Raw genomic sequence first — 17,902 nt, forward strand, 5'->3', positions numbered from 1 at the left:
ACTAATGAGGGATTAAAGAAACGTGTTGATTATATACAATAATATGTAATACAGTAATTGATTTTTAATATGGAGGGAAAATCACGATGAAATGGGTGAAGTTTAGAATAGCACGTCCAACTGATAAATTTGAAGAGGTTATTGCATTCTATGAAGAAGGATTAGGTTTAAAACGTATAGGTGAGTTTTATGATCATGATGGTTATGATGGAGTCATGTTTGGTCTACCGGATGAAGAATATCATTTAGAATTTACAAGACATATAGATGGAAGCCCATGTCCAGCCCCAACAAAAGATAATTTACTTGTGTTTTATATAAGAGAATATAATGAAATAGAAAAAGTGAGTAAAAGGCTGCATGCAATGGGATACGATGAAGTAGAACCAGAAAATCCATATTGGAAAGAAAAGGGGATTACTATAGAGGACCCAGATGGTTGGAGAATTGTATTGATGCAAATAGAAGAATGAGGCTAGAGAAGTTTCGAATTTTGATAGAGTATAAGAAAATATAAAAAAGTTTCCTTGGAGGAGATACACTCATAGGGAAGCTTTTTGTATTTGTAATCTGAAAATTAAGATTTGAAATTAACTTCTGAAAAGATGTAAAATGAGAACGTGTATTCTTTTGAGTTTGAGCGGGTTGTTTTTAAAGGTGAATATAAAAATAGGGAGGTTTTTTTATGATATGCCGGATTAGGGATGCAGAAGTATACTATGAAATCATTGGAGAAGGAAAGCCAGTACTTATCATACATGGGTGTTCTCCTGACCATAGATTAATGAAGAAATGTATGGAAACAGTGTTTCAGAAGTCTGTAGGATATCAACGAATTTATATTGATTTACCTGGAATGGGGAAATCGAATGCCCCAGATTGGATAAATAGTTCAGATTGTATATTAGAACTGTTAACTGCATTTATTGAGAAAATCATCCCAACTAAAGATTTTTTACTAGTAGGAGAGTCTTACGGGGGATATTTAGCTAGCGGGATACTTTCAAAGATGTTTGATAGAGTTAATGGATTATTGTTAGTATGTCCTGTTGTTGTAGCGCAACGAGAAAAAAGGCTTCTCCCAGATAAACAGGTAATTGTAAGAGAGGAAGAATTTTTAAATACGCTTACTTCAACCGAAAGGGAAGAATTTTGTGAGTTAGCAGTGGTTGCGAATGAGTATACATATAAGCGTTTCAAAGAAGAAATTAAGCCTGGGCTAGATATTGCTAATGATGGGTTTATTGAAAGATTACAAAAGAATTACTCTCTTACTTTGGACTTCCAGCATAAAAAATATGAGAAACCTGTTCTTTTATTAGCTGGAAGACAAGATATATCGGTAGGTTATCAAGATATTGTAGGAATCATTGAAGATTATCCAAGAGCGACATTAGCGGTATTAGATATGGCGGGACATAATTTACAAATTGAACAGCCTGAATTATTTGAGAATTTAGTTTTGGAGTGGGTTAGACGAACTGCTCAGCAAAGTTCATAAAAAAAGAATAAATTAATATTTTGATTGTATTCAAGTTTTGATACGGAAAAGATTAAAGTAAGTAATTAACTTATAAATATTTTCAAGGAGGAATTATGAATACATATATCTATATGGTTAGGCATGGTGAATCACCAAAATTAGAAGGAGATGAAAGAACACGTGGATTAACTGAGAAGGGAACTTTAGATGCCCATAAAGTAACTGAGATATTAAAAACAGAGGGGATTGATACTTTCATTTCAAGTCCGTATAAGAGGGCAATGTTAACAATAGAAAAGTTAGCTAATTCCCATGAAAAAGAAATAGTAGTATATGAAAATCTCAAAGAGTGTAGATTTTTAAGTGAGGATAAGATTATATCAGATAAGGAAGTGTATCCACTCGTAAAGAAGATGTTCTCTAATCCAGATTTCACACTAACTGGAGGAGAGTCGTATGTGGATTGTCAGAGAAGAGTAGTGAAAATATTAAAAGAAATATTAATAGATTTTCAAGGACATAAAATTGTAGTTGGTACACATGGGCTTGTAATGACATTGATGATGAACTATTTTGATAACCAATATGGGCTTGAATTTTTAATGAATACATCAAAGCCAGACGTATATAAGCTGGAATTTAAAGACGAGCAATTAATAAATGTAGAGAGATTATGGAGAGAAGAATGAAATGGGATATATGGAGTGTGTGTTAAAAGTTACTTTTAACACACACTCTTTTTTTGAAGAGAAAGCATCTTTATCAACTATTTTTAGAATGTTAAATCAATAAATAATTATTCAGTTTTTGAATAGTTTATTGAGAAATTGGTTTAGGGAAACAATTTTAAATGTGACAAAACTCCAAACGCTGGATTTATATTCAATAGGAGAAAAAAATGTAGAATTTTGTCTTACTGTACACGTTTACTTTTCATTTCTTAACATATAGGCTTTGTGGTGTAAGGGGGGACATCGCCTTTACACTAAAATTATAAGGAGGTCATTGTGATGAAAAAAATGAAAAAATTTGCAGGAGTAGCTCTAGCGGGTTCAATTGGATTAAGTGGATTACTTTTTTTAGAACCAAGTGTAAGCGCTGCAGAAACAATGCAAGTGAAAGAGGAGAAGTTCAATACTATTAATGTAGCGATGAATCAAAGTGAATCTTATTTATTGAGTGGTAGAAGTATTGATATTCTTTCAGGAGATAAAGAAGCGGTACAATTAAGTAATTATACAGTTCAGTTCAATAAACCGGGTAAGTATGTTATTAGAGTAAATGGTTGTATTTATAATGATGTATATACTTTTATTGTGAATGAGTAGTATATGCTCTTGATGTTTAATTAAATATATATTATCGGATGAAAAAAGAAACACCCTATTTGCGGTGGGAATCGTAAATAGGGTGAATTATTTGTAAGAAAGTTAATGAAAAGAGTAATTGGTATTAAGTTATGTTTTATATATTTTCATTAATTTGCTCTTTGTTTTTGCTATGTAAAGTATGTAAGAGTGCTTGAAATACCTTAAATGAATGCTGGAATATTGGACTTTGAATAAAAGTGTATAGAAAAGTTACGATAAAAATAGGACCTCCTAGCATGTATCCAATGACTAGTACAAAGCATTCTACAATGATTCGAGCACGACTAATAGATAACCCAGTTTTGTCAGAAATAGTAAGCATGAATCCATCGCGAGGTCCAGCACCAATCCCAGCCGCAACATACATCCCTCCCCCAATTCCTGTAATTGCAATACCAGAAAATAAAATGAGTAAGTTTATCCATAAATAATCACTAGCGTTTGGAAGGATGTTTGATCGTAAGAAAAAGTCCATAATAGGACCGATAAGTAGTGCATTTAAAAATGTACCTACGTTTATATATTTTCGATCTACTAATAAAGAGATAAGAACGAGACATAATCCACATATGACACTCCAAGTACCAAGTGTCCATCCGAATCGTTCATAGAGAGCCATATTTAATACTTCCCAAGGATGTAACCCGAGGAATTTAACTTTGACTGCGAGAGCATTTCCAAGTCCAAAAAAAATTAATCCTAGGAAAAAAAGAAAATAGCGAAAGAGAGTTAGCCTCATCTTTAAAACCTCCCAATATATAATGATGTATATTACATGTTTGAATTTTAATGTACAAATATTATGTCTTTTTATGATTTATTAAAAATGTAAATGGATATATATTTTCACAGTCAAAAAAGTTAAAATATTTCGTTTTAAGGATTATAATGGAGAAAGAAACAGAAAAGGGAGTGAACGAACTTGAAACAAGAACTTATTGAAAGATTTACGAGATATGTAAAAATTGATACCCAATCAAATGAAGAAAGTCATACAGTACCAACAACACCTGGACAAATTGAATTTGGTAAGTTATTAGTGGAAGAGTTAAAAGAGATTGGATTATCAGAAGTGACGATGGATGGTAATGGTTACGTAATGGCAACATTACCTGCAAATACAGATAAAGATGTTCCTGTAATCGGCTTTTTAGCGCATTTAGACACAGCAACAGATTTTACAGGGAAAAACGTAAACCCACAAATTCATGAAAATTTTGATGGTAATGCGATTACGTTAAATGAAGAATTAAATGTTGTGTTAACACCTGAACAGTTCCCGGAATTACCATCATATAAAGGACATACAATTATTACAACTGATGGTACAACACTTCTTGGAGCAGATGATAAAGCTGGTCTTACAGAAATCATGGTAGCAATGAACTATTTAATACATAATCCGCAAATTAAGCATGGGAAAATAAGAGTAGCATTCACACCAGATGAAGAGATTGGTCGTGGACCAGCGCATTTTGATGTAGAAGCGTTTGGTGCATCGTTTGCTTATACGATGGACGGAGGTCCATTAGGTGGTTTAGAATATGAGAGTTTTAACGCTGCAAGCGCTAAATTAACTTTTAAAGGGACAAATACACATCCTGGAACAGCGAAAAACAAAATGCGTAACGCAAGTAAACTCGCTATGGAATTCGATAGACAGTTGCCAGTAGAAGAGGCGCCAGAATATACTGAAGGGTATGAAGGTTTCTATCATTTACTCTCTTTAAATGGTGATGTCGAGCAAAGTAAGGCTTACTATATTATTCGAGATTTTGATCGTACTCATTTTGAAGCGCGTAAAAATAACATTAAAGATATTGTGAAAAACATGCAAGAGAAGTACGGTGAAAATGCGATTGTTTTAGAGATGAATGATCAGTACTATAACATGCTTGAAAAAATTGAACCAGTGCGAGAAATTGTTGATATTGCATATGAAGCGATGAAAAGTTTAAATATCGGACCGAACATCCATCCAATTCGTGGTGGAACAGATGGATCACAATTATCGTATATGGGATTACCAACGCCAAATATTTTCACTGGTGGTGAAAACTATCACGGTAAATTTGAGTATGTTTCGGTAGATACTATGGAAAAAGCTGTTCAAGTAATTGTAGAAATTGCAAGACGATTTGAAGAACAAGCTTAAAAAGAGAACCAAGTAGTAATGAAGTGCTACTTGGTTCTTTTCTATAGTAAAAAATACAAAGTGAAACTTGTTACAAGACGTTTGTAAAAGGGGGAAATGTTATGAGTGAAAATCAGTTTCATGGTTATATAGGGACATATACAAAAGCAGAGAGTAAGGGGATTTATAAATTTATACTTGATACGAACATCGGAGAACTTAAAGGGATTGAATTAGCAGCTCATATAGGAAGTCCGACATATGTAACGATTAGTCATAACAACGAGTACCTTTATTCTGTTGCGAAAGATAATGGGTTAGGTGGAATTGCTAGTTTTTCCATTCATAATAAATCCGGTAATCTAAATTCGATTAACATGCAAGTTTTAGAAGGGGTATCGCCGTGCTATGTAAGTGTGAATCGGGAGAATAGTATAGTAGTAGCAGCTAATTATCATAAAGGAACAGTAGAGTCCTATTTAGTGAAAAAGGATAATGGAAGTTTAAATACTGCTACGGTAATTGTAGAACATAAAGGGTCAGGACCAAATAAGGAAAGGCAAGAAAAGGCACATGCTCATTATATGGATTTTACTCCTGATGAAAAATATGTAGTAGCAGTTGATTTAGGAATAGACAAGGTGATTACATATAAAGAAAGTGACGGAGGATTAATGGAAGCTGCTTGTTTATCTGTTAAACCTGGTAGCGGTCCGAGACATCTTGTATTCCATCCCAATAAACATCTTGCATACGTTATGACAGAATTAAGTTCAGAGATTATTGTACTTCAATATGATGCAAAGAGTGGCAGTTTTAAAGAAAAACAATACATTTCTACATTACCTGAAGATTTTAGAAAAGATAGTTACGGAAGTGCAATTCACATTTCTTCTGATGGCAAGTTTGTTTACACAGCAAATAGGGGACATAATAGTATCGCGGTTTTCCGAGTGAATGAGCACAATGGAGAGCTCGCTTTTATTGAAACAGTATCGACAGAAGGGGATTGGCCACGGGACTTTTCTTTAGATCCGACAGAAAGATTTTTAATTGCTGCGAATGAAAAATCTAATACATTGACTTTATTCTCTAGAAATGAATTAACGGGGAAATTAGTGCTCTTACAGGATGGAATAAGTGCGCCAGAACCGGTATGTGTGAAGTTTTTGCATGTGAAAAAGTAGATAGGAGAACATTTATGAATTTCAAAGATTATAAGGTCTGTCATATATATGGACAACAAATGTGGCATGATCAAGCTATTATTATTGGAAATAAAGAAGGGTTAGAGCAATTAAGGGATATGATTGATTTGGCAATAAATGAAAATCAAAGTGAAGAAGTTTTCTTTCCAGTTGATTTCGAAGGATATACTTTAAAAGTCATGTGTGTAGAAGACGATGAGAAGTTAGAACACTTATCTTTACCATATCATGATGAAAACTATTATACAAAAAGCGATGATGAAATATCGCCTGAAAATATATTAAAAAAAAGCACTTAAAAATGCTTTTTTTTAATATAGAACACGCCACAAATAAAAAGTCGCGTAAGACTCCCAATGTATCCAATTTACTGCAAATTCTTTTATTTCATTTTTAGTCGGTTTCTTTTCGGAACCTGTTATAAATTTAATTGCATTATGCAAACCAACATCATCAATTGGAAAAGCTGAAGGGAATCGTAAACAACGCATCAAAACATAGTGAGCTGTCCATGGCCCTATACCGCGAATGCTAGTTAATTGTTTTTCAGCTTGCTTCACACCTTGTATTTGTAATAGAGATTCTTTTGATAATTTACCTTCTGTAATGAGCTGCGCGACGTCAATTAAGTATTCGCACTTTCTTGTAGTCATTTTTAACATTGCGAGATCTTCTACACGTAGATTTGCTATTACTTCAGGTGAGGGGAATATCCAATGTTTTCTATCGTTCCAATCTACATAATCGCCAAAATTTTCGACTAATCTTCTTTTTAGAGTATAGGCATATGTGAGGTTGATTTGTTGACCTAGAATCCCCCAGCATAGTGCTTCAAATAAATCCGGAATTCCCAAAGTACGAAGACCGTAAAATTCTTTAATGGGTTTTTGAAGGAGTGGGTCGTGTTTAGCTAATTTATAGAAGGGAGCTAAATCAGTAGTTAAATCAAACCACTCTTTTACATAGTTAGATACGGCATCGTGTGCCCATTTTTCAGAGACATATGATTCTCCTAAAAAACGTATTTGAATATTACTATCGGCATTCAAACCAATTTCAACTAATGGATTTATGTTTTGAACAGGAATGACTTTATAGATTTTATTGTTTTCAATATGAAACATACATTCATTTTTAGAACGCGATAGATAGCGTAAGTTTTCTTGAAAACTAAATTCTTTTGGAACGACTAAAGACAATATTTCATTACAGCCCTCTGTCATATTTACTCCTCCCGAAGCGCTTCTAATTTGAGCAATTCTTTTTTCATTTCTAAACCACCTCTAAAACCGGTAAGTTTACCATTTTTCCCAATAACGCGGTGACAAGGAATAGTGATAAGCAGAGGATTTGCCCCAACGGCAGTCCCAACTGCACGTACAGCGTTAGGTTTTTGAATTCTTTCCGCAATCTCTGAATAAGAATGTGCCTCCCCATAAGGAATTTCACGTACTGTATTCCAAACAGCTAATTGAAATGCAGTTCCGTAAACATCGATAGGAATTGTAAAGGTTTCTAGTTTGGTTTCCAAATACTCGATAAGTTCTTTTGTATATGTTTGCAGATGATCTGGATTTTGGATGAATGTATGTTGTGGCAGTTTTTTGCTAGCCCACGTATTTAGTTCTTCAAAAGTTTCATTTTGCGATCCGATGAAGCATAATCCATTTGAAGTAGCTGCAATATGCATACGCCAATGTTTATGAATAAGCAATGTCCAATATATAGTTTTATTTTCATATGGTTTCATTATTTCATACCTCTTTTATTCCGTTCTTTTTTCGATATTCAGTAGGGGTAAATCCTGTCTTCTTTTTAAATAAAGTCGCGAAATACTCCGGATTTTCTATCCCGACATCAGTACTAATTTCCATAATGGATTGATTTGTATGTGAAAGGTATTCTGTCGCTTTTTTAATTCTGAATTGCTGTATATATTCTATTGGACTAATCCCTACAATTTTCTTGAAAGTGCGTTGTAGATGATAAGGGCTACCATGGCATATTTCTGCGAGTAAGTCGAGGGTTAGCACGTCACAATAATGTTTTTGGATATATTCTTTAATTTGCTCTACCCATTCTTCATTAGGTAAAGTTAGCCCGTTTGGTTTACAACGTTTACACGGACGAAAATTTTCATGTAATGCTTGCTCTGCCTTAAGAAAAATACGTACATTGTTTTTATTCGGTATTCTCGATTTACATGATGGTCGGCAAAAAATACCGGTTGATTTTACAGCGTAAAAGAATTTGTCATCATATGTGGAGTCATTATGAATAATTGCTTGCCAATACTCATTTGTTACTGTGAACTCTTCATTATGCACAGAACATCACCTCTGGCATTAGTATAACCTGAATAAAGTACGTATGTACGTATTTACGAATGTAAGAGCAAGATTACAAAGATGAAACTATGATAGGGTATCTATTTTGTGTTAGCATGAAAATTGAAAATGCACATCAAGAGGAGGAACATAGATGAAGTTGATTTCATGGAATATAAATGGTTTGCGAGCAGTTATTGCAAAAGGTGGATTTCTAGAATATCTAGAAGAATCTAATGCAGATATATTTTGTTTACAGGAAATTAAATTACAAAGTGGACAAATTGATTTAAATCCCGAGGGATATTATACATATTGGAATTATGCTGTGAAAAAAGGCTACTCAGGAACGGCTATTTTCACGAAAAAAGAACCGATTTCTGTTACATATGGTTTAGGGATTGAAGAGCATGATCAAGAAGGACGAGTTATTACGTTAGAATTTGATGATTTTTATATGATAACGCTGTATACACCAAATTCTAAACGAGGATTAGAACGTTTAGATTACAGAATGGAATGGGAAGATGATTTCAGGGCGTATATTAAGCGGTTAGATGAGAAGAAACCAGTTGTTTTTTGCGGTGATTTAAACGTTTCTCATAAAGAAATCGATTTAAAAAATCCGAAAAGTAATCGGAAAAATCCTGGTTTTTCGGATGAAGAAAGAGAGAAATTCACATGTGTTTTAGAGGCGGGATTCATTGATACGTATCGCTATCTTTATCCTGATCAAGAAGGAGCGTACTCATGGTGGTCATATCGTATGGGTGCAAGAGCGAAAAATATCGGTTGGCGTTTAGACTACTTTGTGATTTCTGAAAGGCTAAAACATAAAATTACCGATGCGAAAATTAATAGTGAAGTGATGGGATCGGACCATTGTCCAGTTGAATTACATATAGATTTCTAAAAAAAGAAGTATCTTCCTGAAAAAAGGAGATACTTCTTTTTTGTTCAGTTTGTTAAAATTTTTCAAATCATTCTTGAAATAATCTGATATTAAATATATACTTAATAACGATAATCATTATCACTGTTAGTGATTATCGTGGGATGAGGGTTGTAAAGAATTTAATACTAGGGGAAGTGAACGAGAATGGCTCTCCATTTTACGTAGATTTATTAATGATGTGAAATATAGATGAGGATTATGTTTCATATAATTAAGTTTCATTGTTGAAATAATATATTTGAAGATTTCGAGAGGAGATATATAAAGATGAACAAGAAGTTATTTACATTAGGGATGGTTACAGTTTTAAGTGTTGGTTTAGCAGCATGTAATAGTGCAGACAAAACTTCTGGGGAACAAAAACAACAGACAAAGGCTACGGAAACGAAAAAAGACGAAAAGCGAAAGATTACATATTTAGGTAAAGAATATACAGTACCAGCAAAAGTAGATAAAATTGCGACAGCTAGTTTAGAGTCAATGGAAGATGCGGCAGTACTTGGAATTAAACCGGTAGGTGCAATTACGGTTGGTGGGAAATTACCAGGGAACGTTGCAAAAGATTTAGAAGGTGCGAAATCTGTCGGTGAGAAAATGGAACCCAACTTTGAAACATTACTTCAATTAAAACCTGATGTTATTACATCAAGTACGAAATTCCCAGCAGAAGCGGCTGAGAAATTTACGAAGGTAGCTCCAACAATCCCAATATCACATGTTTCTACAGATTGGGAAGAAAACTTAAAATTAATGGGAGAACTATCTGGTAAAAAAGACAAAGCAGAAAAAATTATTAAGGATTATAAAGCAGACGCTGAAAAAGCGAAAGCAAAAATTGGAGATAAGTTAAAAGATAAAAAGGTACTTGTAATAAGATTAAGAGCGAATACATTATTCGTTTATCCAGAAGGAGTATACTTCAACCCTGTAATTTATAAAGACCTTGGATTAACTGCTCCAGAACAACTTAAAAATGTAAAAGCGCAAGAGAAACTCTCTTTAGAACAACTGGCTCAAATAAATCCAGATTACGTATTTTTACAATATGAAGCAAGTGAAAATAATAAACCGAAAGTGCTAGAAGAAATAGAAAGTAATCCAATTTGGCAAAGTGTAAATGCTGTAAAAGAGAAGAAAGTATTTGTAAATACTGTAGATCCTATTGCACAAGGTGGTACTGCTTGGAGTAAAACAGTATTTTTAAAAGAAGCAGTGAAAAATTTGACTAAATAATAAAATTAGTAAGGTGCGTTGAATGATATGCGGAAAATAAATTCACTTCCAATGATAATTTTATGCTTAGCACCCATATGTATTTTACTTACTGTTATTTTATCTATCTTATATGGGACAAAAAATATCGATTTTGAAACGACGTGGAATGCATTGTTTCATTTTGATTCGAGTAATGTAAATCATAATATTATTGTTACATCTCGTTTACCAAGGGTAATTGGAGCTCTTTTAGTTGGAGCTTTTCTAGCCATATCAGGAGCACTTATGCAGGGGATGACAAGGAATTATCTTGCATCCCCTTCTATTATGGGTGTGACGGATGGTTCTGCTTTTGTTATTACAATGTGTATGGTATTCCTTCCAGGAATGTCTTCAGTCAACATGATTTTATGTTCTATGCTGGGTTCAGCATTAGGTGCGGGAATTGTTTTTGGATTTGGTTCACTGCTTAGAAACGGATTGTCACCTGTAAGATTAGCAATTATAGGAACCGTGATAGGGACATTCTTAAGTAGTCTTTCTGCCGCAATTGCTTCTTATTTTCAAGTCTCTCAAAATATTAGTTTTTGGTACAACGCGAAATTAGATCAAGTAGATCCCAATATACTTAAATTAGCAATTCCTTTTGGTATAGTTGGTATTATTTTAGCACTTCTCATTTCAAAATCTATTACAATCCTTTCACTGGGAGAAGAAGTGTCTATTAATTTAGGGCAGCGTACGAAAATTATAAAAGTGACTGCAATTTTATCTGTTGTATTTCTGACTGGTACAGCAGTTGCTTTAGTAGGGAAAATAGGTTTTGTAGGACTAATTATTCCTCATATTACCCGCTTTTTAATCGGTGTAGATTATAAATGGATTGTGCCTTGTGCTGGAGTAATTGGTGGTGTGTTTCTTGCTTTATGTGATGTGTTAAGCAGATTTGTAAACTATCCATTTGAAACACCAATAGGCGTTGTTACGTCTCTAATTGGAATTCCTTTCTTCCTTTATTTAATTCGTACAAGAGGGGGAGAGAGACATGCTTAAAGGCTCAAATCAGCGTTTTGTAATGACTATGGGGACTATTATACTTTTAATTTTATGTACCATTTATATTAGCTTAACGAATGGTACATTTGATATTACAATTATGGACGTCTTTCGAACAATTTTTCGGATTGATCCAGTCCCAGAACATGATTTAGTTATATTTGATTTTAGACTGCCGCGAATCATAATTGCTGGCCTAGTAGGATTAGGTCTAGGGATAGCTGGCGCTGTTATTCAAGGGATTACGAGAAATGGTTTAGCAGATCCGGGTATTTTAGGAGTAAATGCTGGTGCAGGAACTGCAATCGTAATTTTTATGTTCTTTTTCCAAGGACAAATAAAGAGTACGGATTGGATTTCTATAATGATGATGCCGATGTTTGGCTTAGTTGGAGGGTTAGGCGCGGCTATATTAATTTATATATTTTCTTGGCGAAATGGAAAGTTAGATTCACAGCGTCTGTTACTAACAGGGATCGCAATAGGGTCAGGTTTCGGAGCGCTTTCTATGTATTTATCATTGAAAATGAAAGCAACTGACTTTGAAATGGCAGCTGTCTGGGTTTCAGGTAGCATATATAATGCAAACTGGAAATACATTATTGCAATGTTGCCATGGCTTATTATATTAATTCCAATTATAAAAAAGAAAGCTTATTTGCTAGATTTATTTCAATTGGAAGAAACGAGTATTACAAGTCTAGGTGTTTCAGTAGAAAGAGAGAAGTCTATTCTATTATTAAGCAGTATTGGACTTGTAAGTGCATGTGTTGCTGTTTCAGGAAGTATTGGATTTATTGGTCTAATGGCGCCACATATAGCCAAAAGACTTGTTGGCATTCAACATAAATATGTAATTCCTACATGCGGAGTAATTGGGATGCTACTTGTAATTGCTTCAGATTTTATCGCAAAAACAATTTTTATGCCTGCAGAACTGCCTGTAGGGATTGTTATTGCTATTGTCGGTGTACCGTATTTCTTATATTTACTTTATAAGGCGAAAGCGTAAGAGGAGGAAACATAAGTGAATATTTTAAGTGCAAAAAACTTGGAAGCAAATTATGAAAAACTTACAGTGTTTCGCGATTTAAATGTGGAAATACAAAAGGGAAAAGTAACGACAATTATAGGTCCAAATGGATGCGGAAAATCGACATTATTAAAAACGATGGGAAGAATTTTAAAACAAAAAAGCGGTAAAGTATATTTACAAGGACAAGATTTAAATACGATTTCAACGAAAGAAATCGCGAAACAGTTAGCTTTGCTTCCGCAAAATCCGATTGCCCCAGGAGAGATTAAGGTAGAAGAGTTGGTTTCTTATGGGCGTTATCCACATCGTAATAACGTGAATAAGTTAACTTCAAAAGATAAAGAAATGATTGATTGGGCATTAGATATTACCAAAACATCAGCGTTTCGAACGAGACAAATTGCGAATTTATCAGGTGGACAAAGACAAAAAGTATGGCTAGCAATGGCCTTAGCGCAAGAGACGGAAGTTTTATTATTAGATGAGCCAACGACATACCTTGATATGTCACACCAATTAGATGTACTGCAAATCGTTGAGAAACTGAATAAAGAACATAATTGTACGGTCGTAATGGTATTACATGATATTAACCACGCAGCTAGATTTTCAGATAAAATTATCGCAATGAAAGAAGGAAACATTATTACAACTGGTAGTCCTATAGAAATTATTACAAACGAGGTGCTAAAAGAGGTATTTCATATCGATGCGCGTGTCATGATAGATCCATATAACGGAGCTCCCGTTTGCTTCGGTTATGATAGTGTATTTCAAGAGGAAAAAGTAGAGATGTATGTAACGAGTTAAGGGGGGATGTGCATAATGAATACTGCTATTGAAAAACAACAAATTATTGTATCTAATACCGAACAGTGGAAAATGTATTCGACATTAGAGAATCGTGAGTATCAAATTCATATTTCAAAACCGAAGCAGCCAGCACCGGATTCTGGTTATCCTATTATATATGTATTAGATGGGAACGCCTTTTTCCAAACGTTCCATGAAGCTATTAAAATACAATCGGTAAGAGCAGAAAAAACAGGTGTGTCACCAGCAATTATAGTAGGTATTGGTTATCCAATTGAAGGCGCATTTTCAGGAGAAGAAAGATGTTATGATCTTACACCTGTCGTAATTTCAAAAGATGCCCCGTTAAAACCGGACGGTAAACCGTGGCCTAAAACAGGGGGAGCACATAACTTCTTTACTTTTATTGAAGAAGAATTGAAACCACAAATTGAAAAGGAATTTGAGATTGATAAAGGAAAGCAAACGTTATTTGGACATTCTTTAGGTGGTCTATTTGCTTTACATATACTATTCACAAGCGTAAATGCCTTTCAAAATTATTTTATAAGTAGTCCATCTATTTGGTGGAATAACCAATCCGTGCTTGAAAAAGAAAAGAATCTTATAAATGAATTAAACAATGCTAAGGTTGAAACGGGAGTATTCCTTACAGTTGGGTCATTGGAACGAGAGCATATGGTTGTAGGTGCAAACGAATTATCAGAGCGCCTTCTCCAAGTAAAACACGATCAGTTTAGATTTATGTTTTATGAAGCTGAAGGGGAGAATCATGCATCTGTTGTGCCGACTTCTTTAAGTAAAGGATTGAGATTTATTAGTCAAGTGTAGAAGATGTATATGAAAAAAGGTAAGCAATTGCTTACCTTTTTTCATTATTGTTTTATTGCTACGTATCCATCAATTAAAAGGCTTGTGAAAAAGCGATTGATTTGAGTAAATCCACATTCCTCCATGATAGCTAGTAGATTCGTTTCGGAAATAGGAAATATTTCTGTTTCAAAAGAATTTTCAAATCGGTTCCAATCTTCTAATGGAATTTGATTTTGCATCATGTGGTTGCGCCAAGCATTCAATTGTGCAGAAAACATACTTGTATGGGGTACACCATTTATTGTAGAGAGAAAGAATGGAGCACCAGGTTTTAAGCGACTACTGATTTCATTAAGAAGCTCTTTTTTCTCCTTAATAGTTGGTATGAAATGAAGAACAAGCATACAAGTAGCAGAGTCAAATAATGGATTGGTTAATAATGAATGGACAGTTCCATGTACAAAGTGAATTTGATTTTGTATGCCTTCGCTTTCAATTCTTTTTTTAGCTAGCTGTAGCATGCTTTCAGATGGATCAACACCTGTAAAAGATAAGTTGCCATTTTGTTTGCCTATTGAAAGAATTTCTTGTCCGCCACCAGCACCTATAACTAGTAAATTTGGATTCATATTTTCTTTAGGGAGTGTAGTAAACAAGAAATGATTCATCATTTCATATAGGTTGTAGTAGCCTGGGATTTTACATGGAATTCTTTGTTCATATGAATTTACGGTAGTATCATTCCAATTCATTTTTAACCTCCTAAGTATGTGTATTATAGGTTTATTATGGAATGAAATTATGAAGGGAAACAATCCCGTAAATCTGGGGGGAAGAGGATGTATGAAAAAATAACGAAAGAAATTACAATGGTAGCGAATCGTATAAGTTCTATAAGGACATTTCAAGAGTCATTTCTCCACTTAATACGTAAAGTCATTGATTTTGACGCCGCTTGTTTTACAGCTATAGACCCAATTTCTTTTTTATCTACTGGGGCATTTACGGATGAAAGTGTTGAAAAGATTCATCCACAATTGTTTATGAATGAATTTCTAGAAGATGATTTTAATAAATTTAAATATTTATCAGAACACTATCCTCATGTTGCTTCTCTTAGTATGGTGACAAATGGTGAACAAAAGAAAAGCTCTAGATACCGAAATATTTTAAAACCAGTAAGTTTTGGAGATGAATTAAGAGGCGTTTGTATGAGTAAAGGGAACTGTTTTGGGCATCTTAGTTTATTTCGAGGGAGTACAAGTCCCGCTTTTCATATAGATGATTGTAAGTATTTGGAAACGATAGTCCCGATTGCTGGAGAGGCTTTAAAAAAGGCATTTCCTAAACCTTTTTCAGAAGATAAGGTAATAGGGACAGGCACGATTATATTAAATGAGGATTTTAATTTATTATATTGGAATCAAGATGGCAGCGATTGGCTTTCAAATCTTAGAAAGTATGAACAGTTAAATATAAAAGAAATACCAAGGCCAATACGTGCGGTTTGTTCGAAAGTAAAGGCTAACGAATATAATGTAGGTTGTATGAATAGAGAAGAAAAAGTTTGTATACCTTTAGCCTATGGACATTTTTTAATCATTCGGGCCAGTAAGTTAGAACGTACAAGTAGTTTTCAGGGTGGTTATGTTGTTCTATTCGAAAGAGCAAGACCGGAAGAAATCTTTCCGCTTATTACGGAAGTGTATAGTTTTACAACACGTGAGAAGCAAGTAATACGTAAAATTCTTACAGGTATGTCGACAAAGGAATTAGCCCATGAACTTTGTATATCTATATACACGGTACAAGATCATTTAAAATCCATTTTTGAAAAGACTGGGGTAAGTAGTAGAAATGAACTCGTGTGGGAAGTTTTTTCAAGATTTTGTTTTGATGTCGATGAATAAAAATAAAATAACTCTACAAAAATCACATGAAGTACGGTGGATGAGTTGTAGAATAGGGCTGAAAAAAGGTTATGGATGAAACATTCCATAACCTTTTTTTTATAAGTAGAATTGTCCTTTTTGAAAGTTTTGTTTCAACTTTTCGTCTAAATAGACAAAAAGTTGTCACAATTCGGTCACAATTAGCATAAACATAAAATAGACGAAATGAACTTATTTCCAAAAAGGCTTGATTCATTCCATTCATGATTAATAGAGCTGAAAAAGCATGGATTAAAAGTTCACTATATTCTCAAGGAGGTAGATCGTATGAAAACTATTCTTGCTATCGCTGGGCTTATTTGGGTTTTATCACATGGTATTCCAATTTATGAAGGAGAACAAATTCGCAGTGCTCTGAATAAAAATTTTAATGACTATCATATCATTGATCGGCAAGATAATGTTGTGACAGTTCGTGTAAATGACTGTTTTCATACGGTAACCGTTGAAGGAACTTCAGTAGTGAATGATACAAAAGTATGTGATCAGCAATAATTATATATAGGAAGAAAAAAGTCTCAATTTACACGTGTGAAAATTGAGACTTTTATATTTGTGGATGAATAATAAGCGGGGATGGACAATCCCTGCTTATTATTGTTTTTTTGAAAAAAAGAAAGGGTATCATATTAATTGAGACTGAGAAGCTAATGATGTGTTAAGAATAATCATAAAGCGAAAATATACTCATATGGGGTATCCTACATAGATATTTGATGATATAATTGGTATACTCATAAAAGCAATTGTTTTATTGGATGAAGAGAAACTTTAAGAAGGTGATAATATGGATCATAAGGACCATGAATCAGTAACACATAGATCAGAAAAAGAAAAAGAACAAATTATAAATAGATTAAAGAGAATTGAAGGCCAAGTCCGTGGTATTCAAAATATGATTGAAAATGATCGTTATTGCGTGGATATTTTAGTTCAAATTTCTGCGATTAATGCAGCGATGAAAAAAGTAGGAATGGGTGTCTTAAAAAATCATACGAGTCATTGTGTTTCAGGAGCTATTAAAAATGGTAATGGTGACGAAGCAATTGAAGAATTAATGACAGTATTTGAACGTTTTTCAAAAGCATAAAAGCCAAGCTAGTATTTGACTAGCTTGGCTTTTGTTTATATAGGAGAAGGTATATAAATTCATAATTGGAGCAAAAAAATAAAGATTTTAGAAAAGAATTAAAATCATGATACAAAACCATTGATTACCTTAGGGGGGTATGGTAAAATTTAGTTGTGATTAACAAACAATGAAGAAACAAGAGGAGGATTTTAAATGGAACAGTTAACATTACAAGTTGAAGGTATGTCTTGTGGACATTGTGTAAATTCTATCGAAGGCAGCGTGAAAGAACTAAACGGTGTTGAACAAGTGAAAGTTCAATTATCAGAAGGAACTGTTGAAGTTACTATCGACTCATCAGTTGTAACGTTAAAAGATATCGTTGCTGTAATTGAAGATCAAGGATACGATGTTCAATAATTATTTTTAGATACGGAAATAAATCGTACTTTAAACGAAGTACGATTT

General features: G+C 33.7%; 22 protein-coding genes. 17 read left to right on the top strand and 5 right to left on the bottom strand.

The window, feature by feature from the left end:
* Nucleotides 1-86: 86 nt before the first annotated feature.
* From MR155_RS04035 to MR155_RS04050, 4 genes are all read left to right on the top strand, one after another.
* On the top strand, nt 87-473 hold the full coding sequence (locus MR155_RS04035; protein WP_113936867.1) for a VOC family protein: 387 nt from the start codon (nt 87-89) through the stop codon (nt 471-473).
* A gap of 212 nt (nt 474-685) precedes the next feature.
* Nucleotides 686-1,501: an alpha/beta fold hydrolase gene (locus MR155_RS04040; RefSeq protein ID WP_242308133.1), complete on the top strand. Its 816-nt coding sequence runs from the start codon at nt 686-688 to the stop codon at nt 1,499-1,501.
* Nucleotides 1,502-1,596: 95 nt separating this feature from the next.
* Complete coding sequence (locus MR155_RS04045; protein ID WP_219303378.1) at nt 1,597-2,172, top strand: histidine phosphatase family protein; 576 nt, start codon at nt 1,597-1,599, stop codon at nt 2,170-2,172.
* Nucleotides 2,173-2,493: 321 nt separating this feature from the next.
* A complete protein-coding gene (locus tag MR155_RS04050) occupies nt 2,494-2,811 on the top strand; it encodes a hypothetical protein (RefSeq protein ID WP_219303377.1) in 318 nt (105 codons plus the stop codon).
* A 136-nt stretch (nt 2,812-2,947) separates the two neighbouring features.
* On the opposite strand, the gene MR155_RS04055 is transcribed toward MR155_RS04050, so the two are convergent.
* On the bottom strand, nt 2,948-3,592 hold the full coding sequence (locus MR155_RS04055; protein WP_242308152.1) for a YczE/YyaS/YitT family protein: 645 nt from the start codon (nt 3,590-3,592) through the stop codon (nt 2,948-2,950).
* 183 nt (nt 3,593-3,775) lie between these two features.
* On the opposite strand from MR155_RS04055, the gene pepT reads away from it, so the two are divergent.
* From pepT to MR155_RS04070, 3 genes are all read left to right on the top strand, one after another.
* On the top strand, nt 3,776-5,008 hold the full coding sequence (pepT, locus tag MR155_RS04060) for a peptidase T (protein ID WP_242308169.1): 1,233 nt from the start codon (nt 3,776-3,778) through the stop codon (nt 5,006-5,008).
* 101 nt (nt 5,009-5,109) lie between these two features.
* Entirely contained in the window at nt 5,110-6,174 is a 1,065-nt protein-coding gene (locus MR155_RS04065; RefSeq protein ID WP_242308172.1) for a lactonase family protein, read from the top strand.
* A gap of 14 nt (nt 6,175-6,188) precedes the next feature.
* A complete protein-coding gene (locus MR155_RS04070) occupies nt 6,189-6,494 on the top strand; it encodes a hypothetical protein (protein ID WP_016362105.1) in 306 nt (101 codons plus the stop codon).
* Nucleotides 6,495-6,506: 12 nt separating this feature from the next.
* Here MR155_RS04070 and MR155_RS04075 read toward each other — a convergent pair whose 3' ends face one another.
* Genes MR155_RS04075 through MR155_RS04085 form a run of 3 tightly spaced genes read right to left on the bottom strand, consistent with a single transcriptional unit; the run spans nt 6,507 to nt 8,522 of the window.
* Complete coding sequence (locus tag MR155_RS04075; protein WP_242308191.1) at nt 6,507-7,418, bottom strand: DNA-3-methyladenine glycosylase 2; 912 nt, start codon at nt 7,416-7,418, stop codon at nt 6,507-6,509.
* Nucleotides 7,419-7,420: 2 nt separating this feature from the next.
* Nucleotides 7,421-7,945 carry a methylated-DNA--[protein]-cysteine S-methyltransferase gene (locus MR155_RS04080; RefSeq protein ID WP_113936875.1) on the bottom strand — a complete coding sequence of 175 codons (525 nt, stop codon included), beginning with the start codon at nt 7,943-7,945 and terminating at the stop codon, nt 7,421-7,423.
* Between the two features lie 4 nt (nt 7,946-7,949).
* The gene (locus MR155_RS04085; protein WP_002014656.1) at nt 7,950-8,522 is read right to left on the bottom strand and encodes a bifunctional transcriptional activator/DNA repair enzyme AdaA; all 573 of its coding nucleotides are present in this window, start codon (nt 8,520-8,522) and stop codon (nt 7,950-7,952) included.
* 154 nt (nt 8,523-8,676) lie between these two features.
* On the opposite strand from MR155_RS04085, the gene MR155_RS04090 reads away from it, so the two are divergent.
* The 6 genes from MR155_RS04090 to MR155_RS04115 all read left to right on the top strand — a co-directional run bounded on the left by MR155_RS04090 (nt 8,677) and on the right by MR155_RS04115 (nt 14,428).
* Entirely contained in the window at nt 8,677-9,435 is a 759-nt protein-coding gene (locus MR155_RS04090; protein WP_242308214.1) for an exodeoxyribonuclease III, read from the top strand.
* A 309-nt stretch (nt 9,436-9,744) separates the two neighbouring features.
* Nucleotides 9,745-10,710 carry an iron-hydroxamate ABC transporter substrate-binding protein gene (locus MR155_RS04095; protein ID WP_002087985.1) on the top strand — a complete coding sequence of 322 codons (966 nt, stop codon included), beginning with the start codon at nt 9,745-9,747 and terminating at the stop codon, nt 10,708-10,710.
* A gap of 27 nt (nt 10,711-10,737) precedes the next feature.
* Nucleotides 10,738-11,745, top strand: a complete 1,008-nt coding sequence (locus tag MR155_RS04100) for a FecCD family ABC transporter permease (protein ID WP_002087983.1) — start codon at nt 10,738-10,740, stop codon at nt 11,743-11,745.
* Complete coding sequence (locus tag MR155_RS04105; RefSeq protein WP_219303371.1) at nt 11,738-12,760, top strand: FecCD family ABC transporter permease; 1,023 nt, start codon at nt 11,738-11,740, stop codon at nt 12,758-12,760. The genes MR155_RS04100 and MR155_RS04105 overlap by 8 nt, the downstream gene beginning before the upstream one ends.
* A 15-nt stretch (nt 12,761-12,775) precedes the next feature.
* On the top strand, nt 12,776-13,594 hold the full coding sequence (locus MR155_RS04110; RefSeq protein ID WP_219303370.1) for an ABC transporter ATP-binding protein: 819 nt from the start codon (nt 12,776-12,778) through the stop codon (nt 13,592-13,594).
* A gap of 15 nt (nt 13,595-13,609) precedes the next feature.
* On the top strand, nt 13,610-14,428 hold the full coding sequence (locus MR155_RS04115) for an alpha/beta hydrolase (protein ID WP_113936879.1): 819 nt from the start codon (nt 13,610-13,612) through the stop codon (nt 14,426-14,428).
* A gap of 44 nt (nt 14,429-14,472) precedes the next feature.
* Here MR155_RS04115 and MR155_RS04120 read toward each other — a convergent pair whose 3' ends face one another.
* The gene (locus tag MR155_RS04120) at nt 14,473-15,162 is read right to left on the bottom strand and encodes a class I SAM-dependent methyltransferase (RefSeq protein ID WP_219303369.1); all 690 of its coding nucleotides are present in this window, start codon (nt 15,160-15,162) and stop codon (nt 14,473-14,475) included.
* Nucleotides 15,163-15,249: 87 nt separating this feature from the next.
* Here MR155_RS04120 and MR155_RS04125 point away from each other — a divergent pair, with 87 nt between their 5' ends.
* From MR155_RS04125 to copZ, 4 genes are all read left to right on the top strand, one after another.
* Nucleotides 15,250-16,320, top strand: a complete 1,071-nt coding sequence (locus tag MR155_RS04125) for a helix-turn-helix transcriptional regulator (protein WP_242308216.1) — start codon at nt 15,250-15,252, stop codon at nt 16,318-16,320.
* A 309-nt stretch (nt 16,321-16,629) separates the two neighbouring features.
* Nucleotides 16,630-16,857: a hypothetical protein gene (locus MR155_RS04130; RefSeq protein ID WP_002190443.1), complete on the top strand. Its 228-nt coding sequence runs from the start codon at nt 16,630-16,632 to the stop codon at nt 16,855-16,857.
* A 292-nt stretch (nt 16,858-17,149) separates the two neighbouring features.
* Entirely contained in the window at nt 17,150-17,452 is a 303-nt protein-coding gene (locus MR155_RS04135; protein WP_002014668.1) for a metal-sensing transcriptional repressor, read from the top strand.
* Nucleotides 17,453-17,647: 195 nt separating this feature from the next.
* Entirely contained in the window at nt 17,648-17,854 is a 207-nt protein-coding gene (gene copZ, locus MR155_RS04140) for a copper chaperone CopZ (protein ID WP_002066751.1), read from the top strand.
* Nucleotides 17,855-17,902 lie beyond the last annotated feature (48 nt).

Source organism: Bacillus cereus group sp. BfR-BA-01331 (assembly GCF_022663915.1).
GTDB lineage: Bacteria > Bacillota > Bacilli > Bacillales > Bacillaceae_G > Bacillus_A > Bacillus_A mycoides.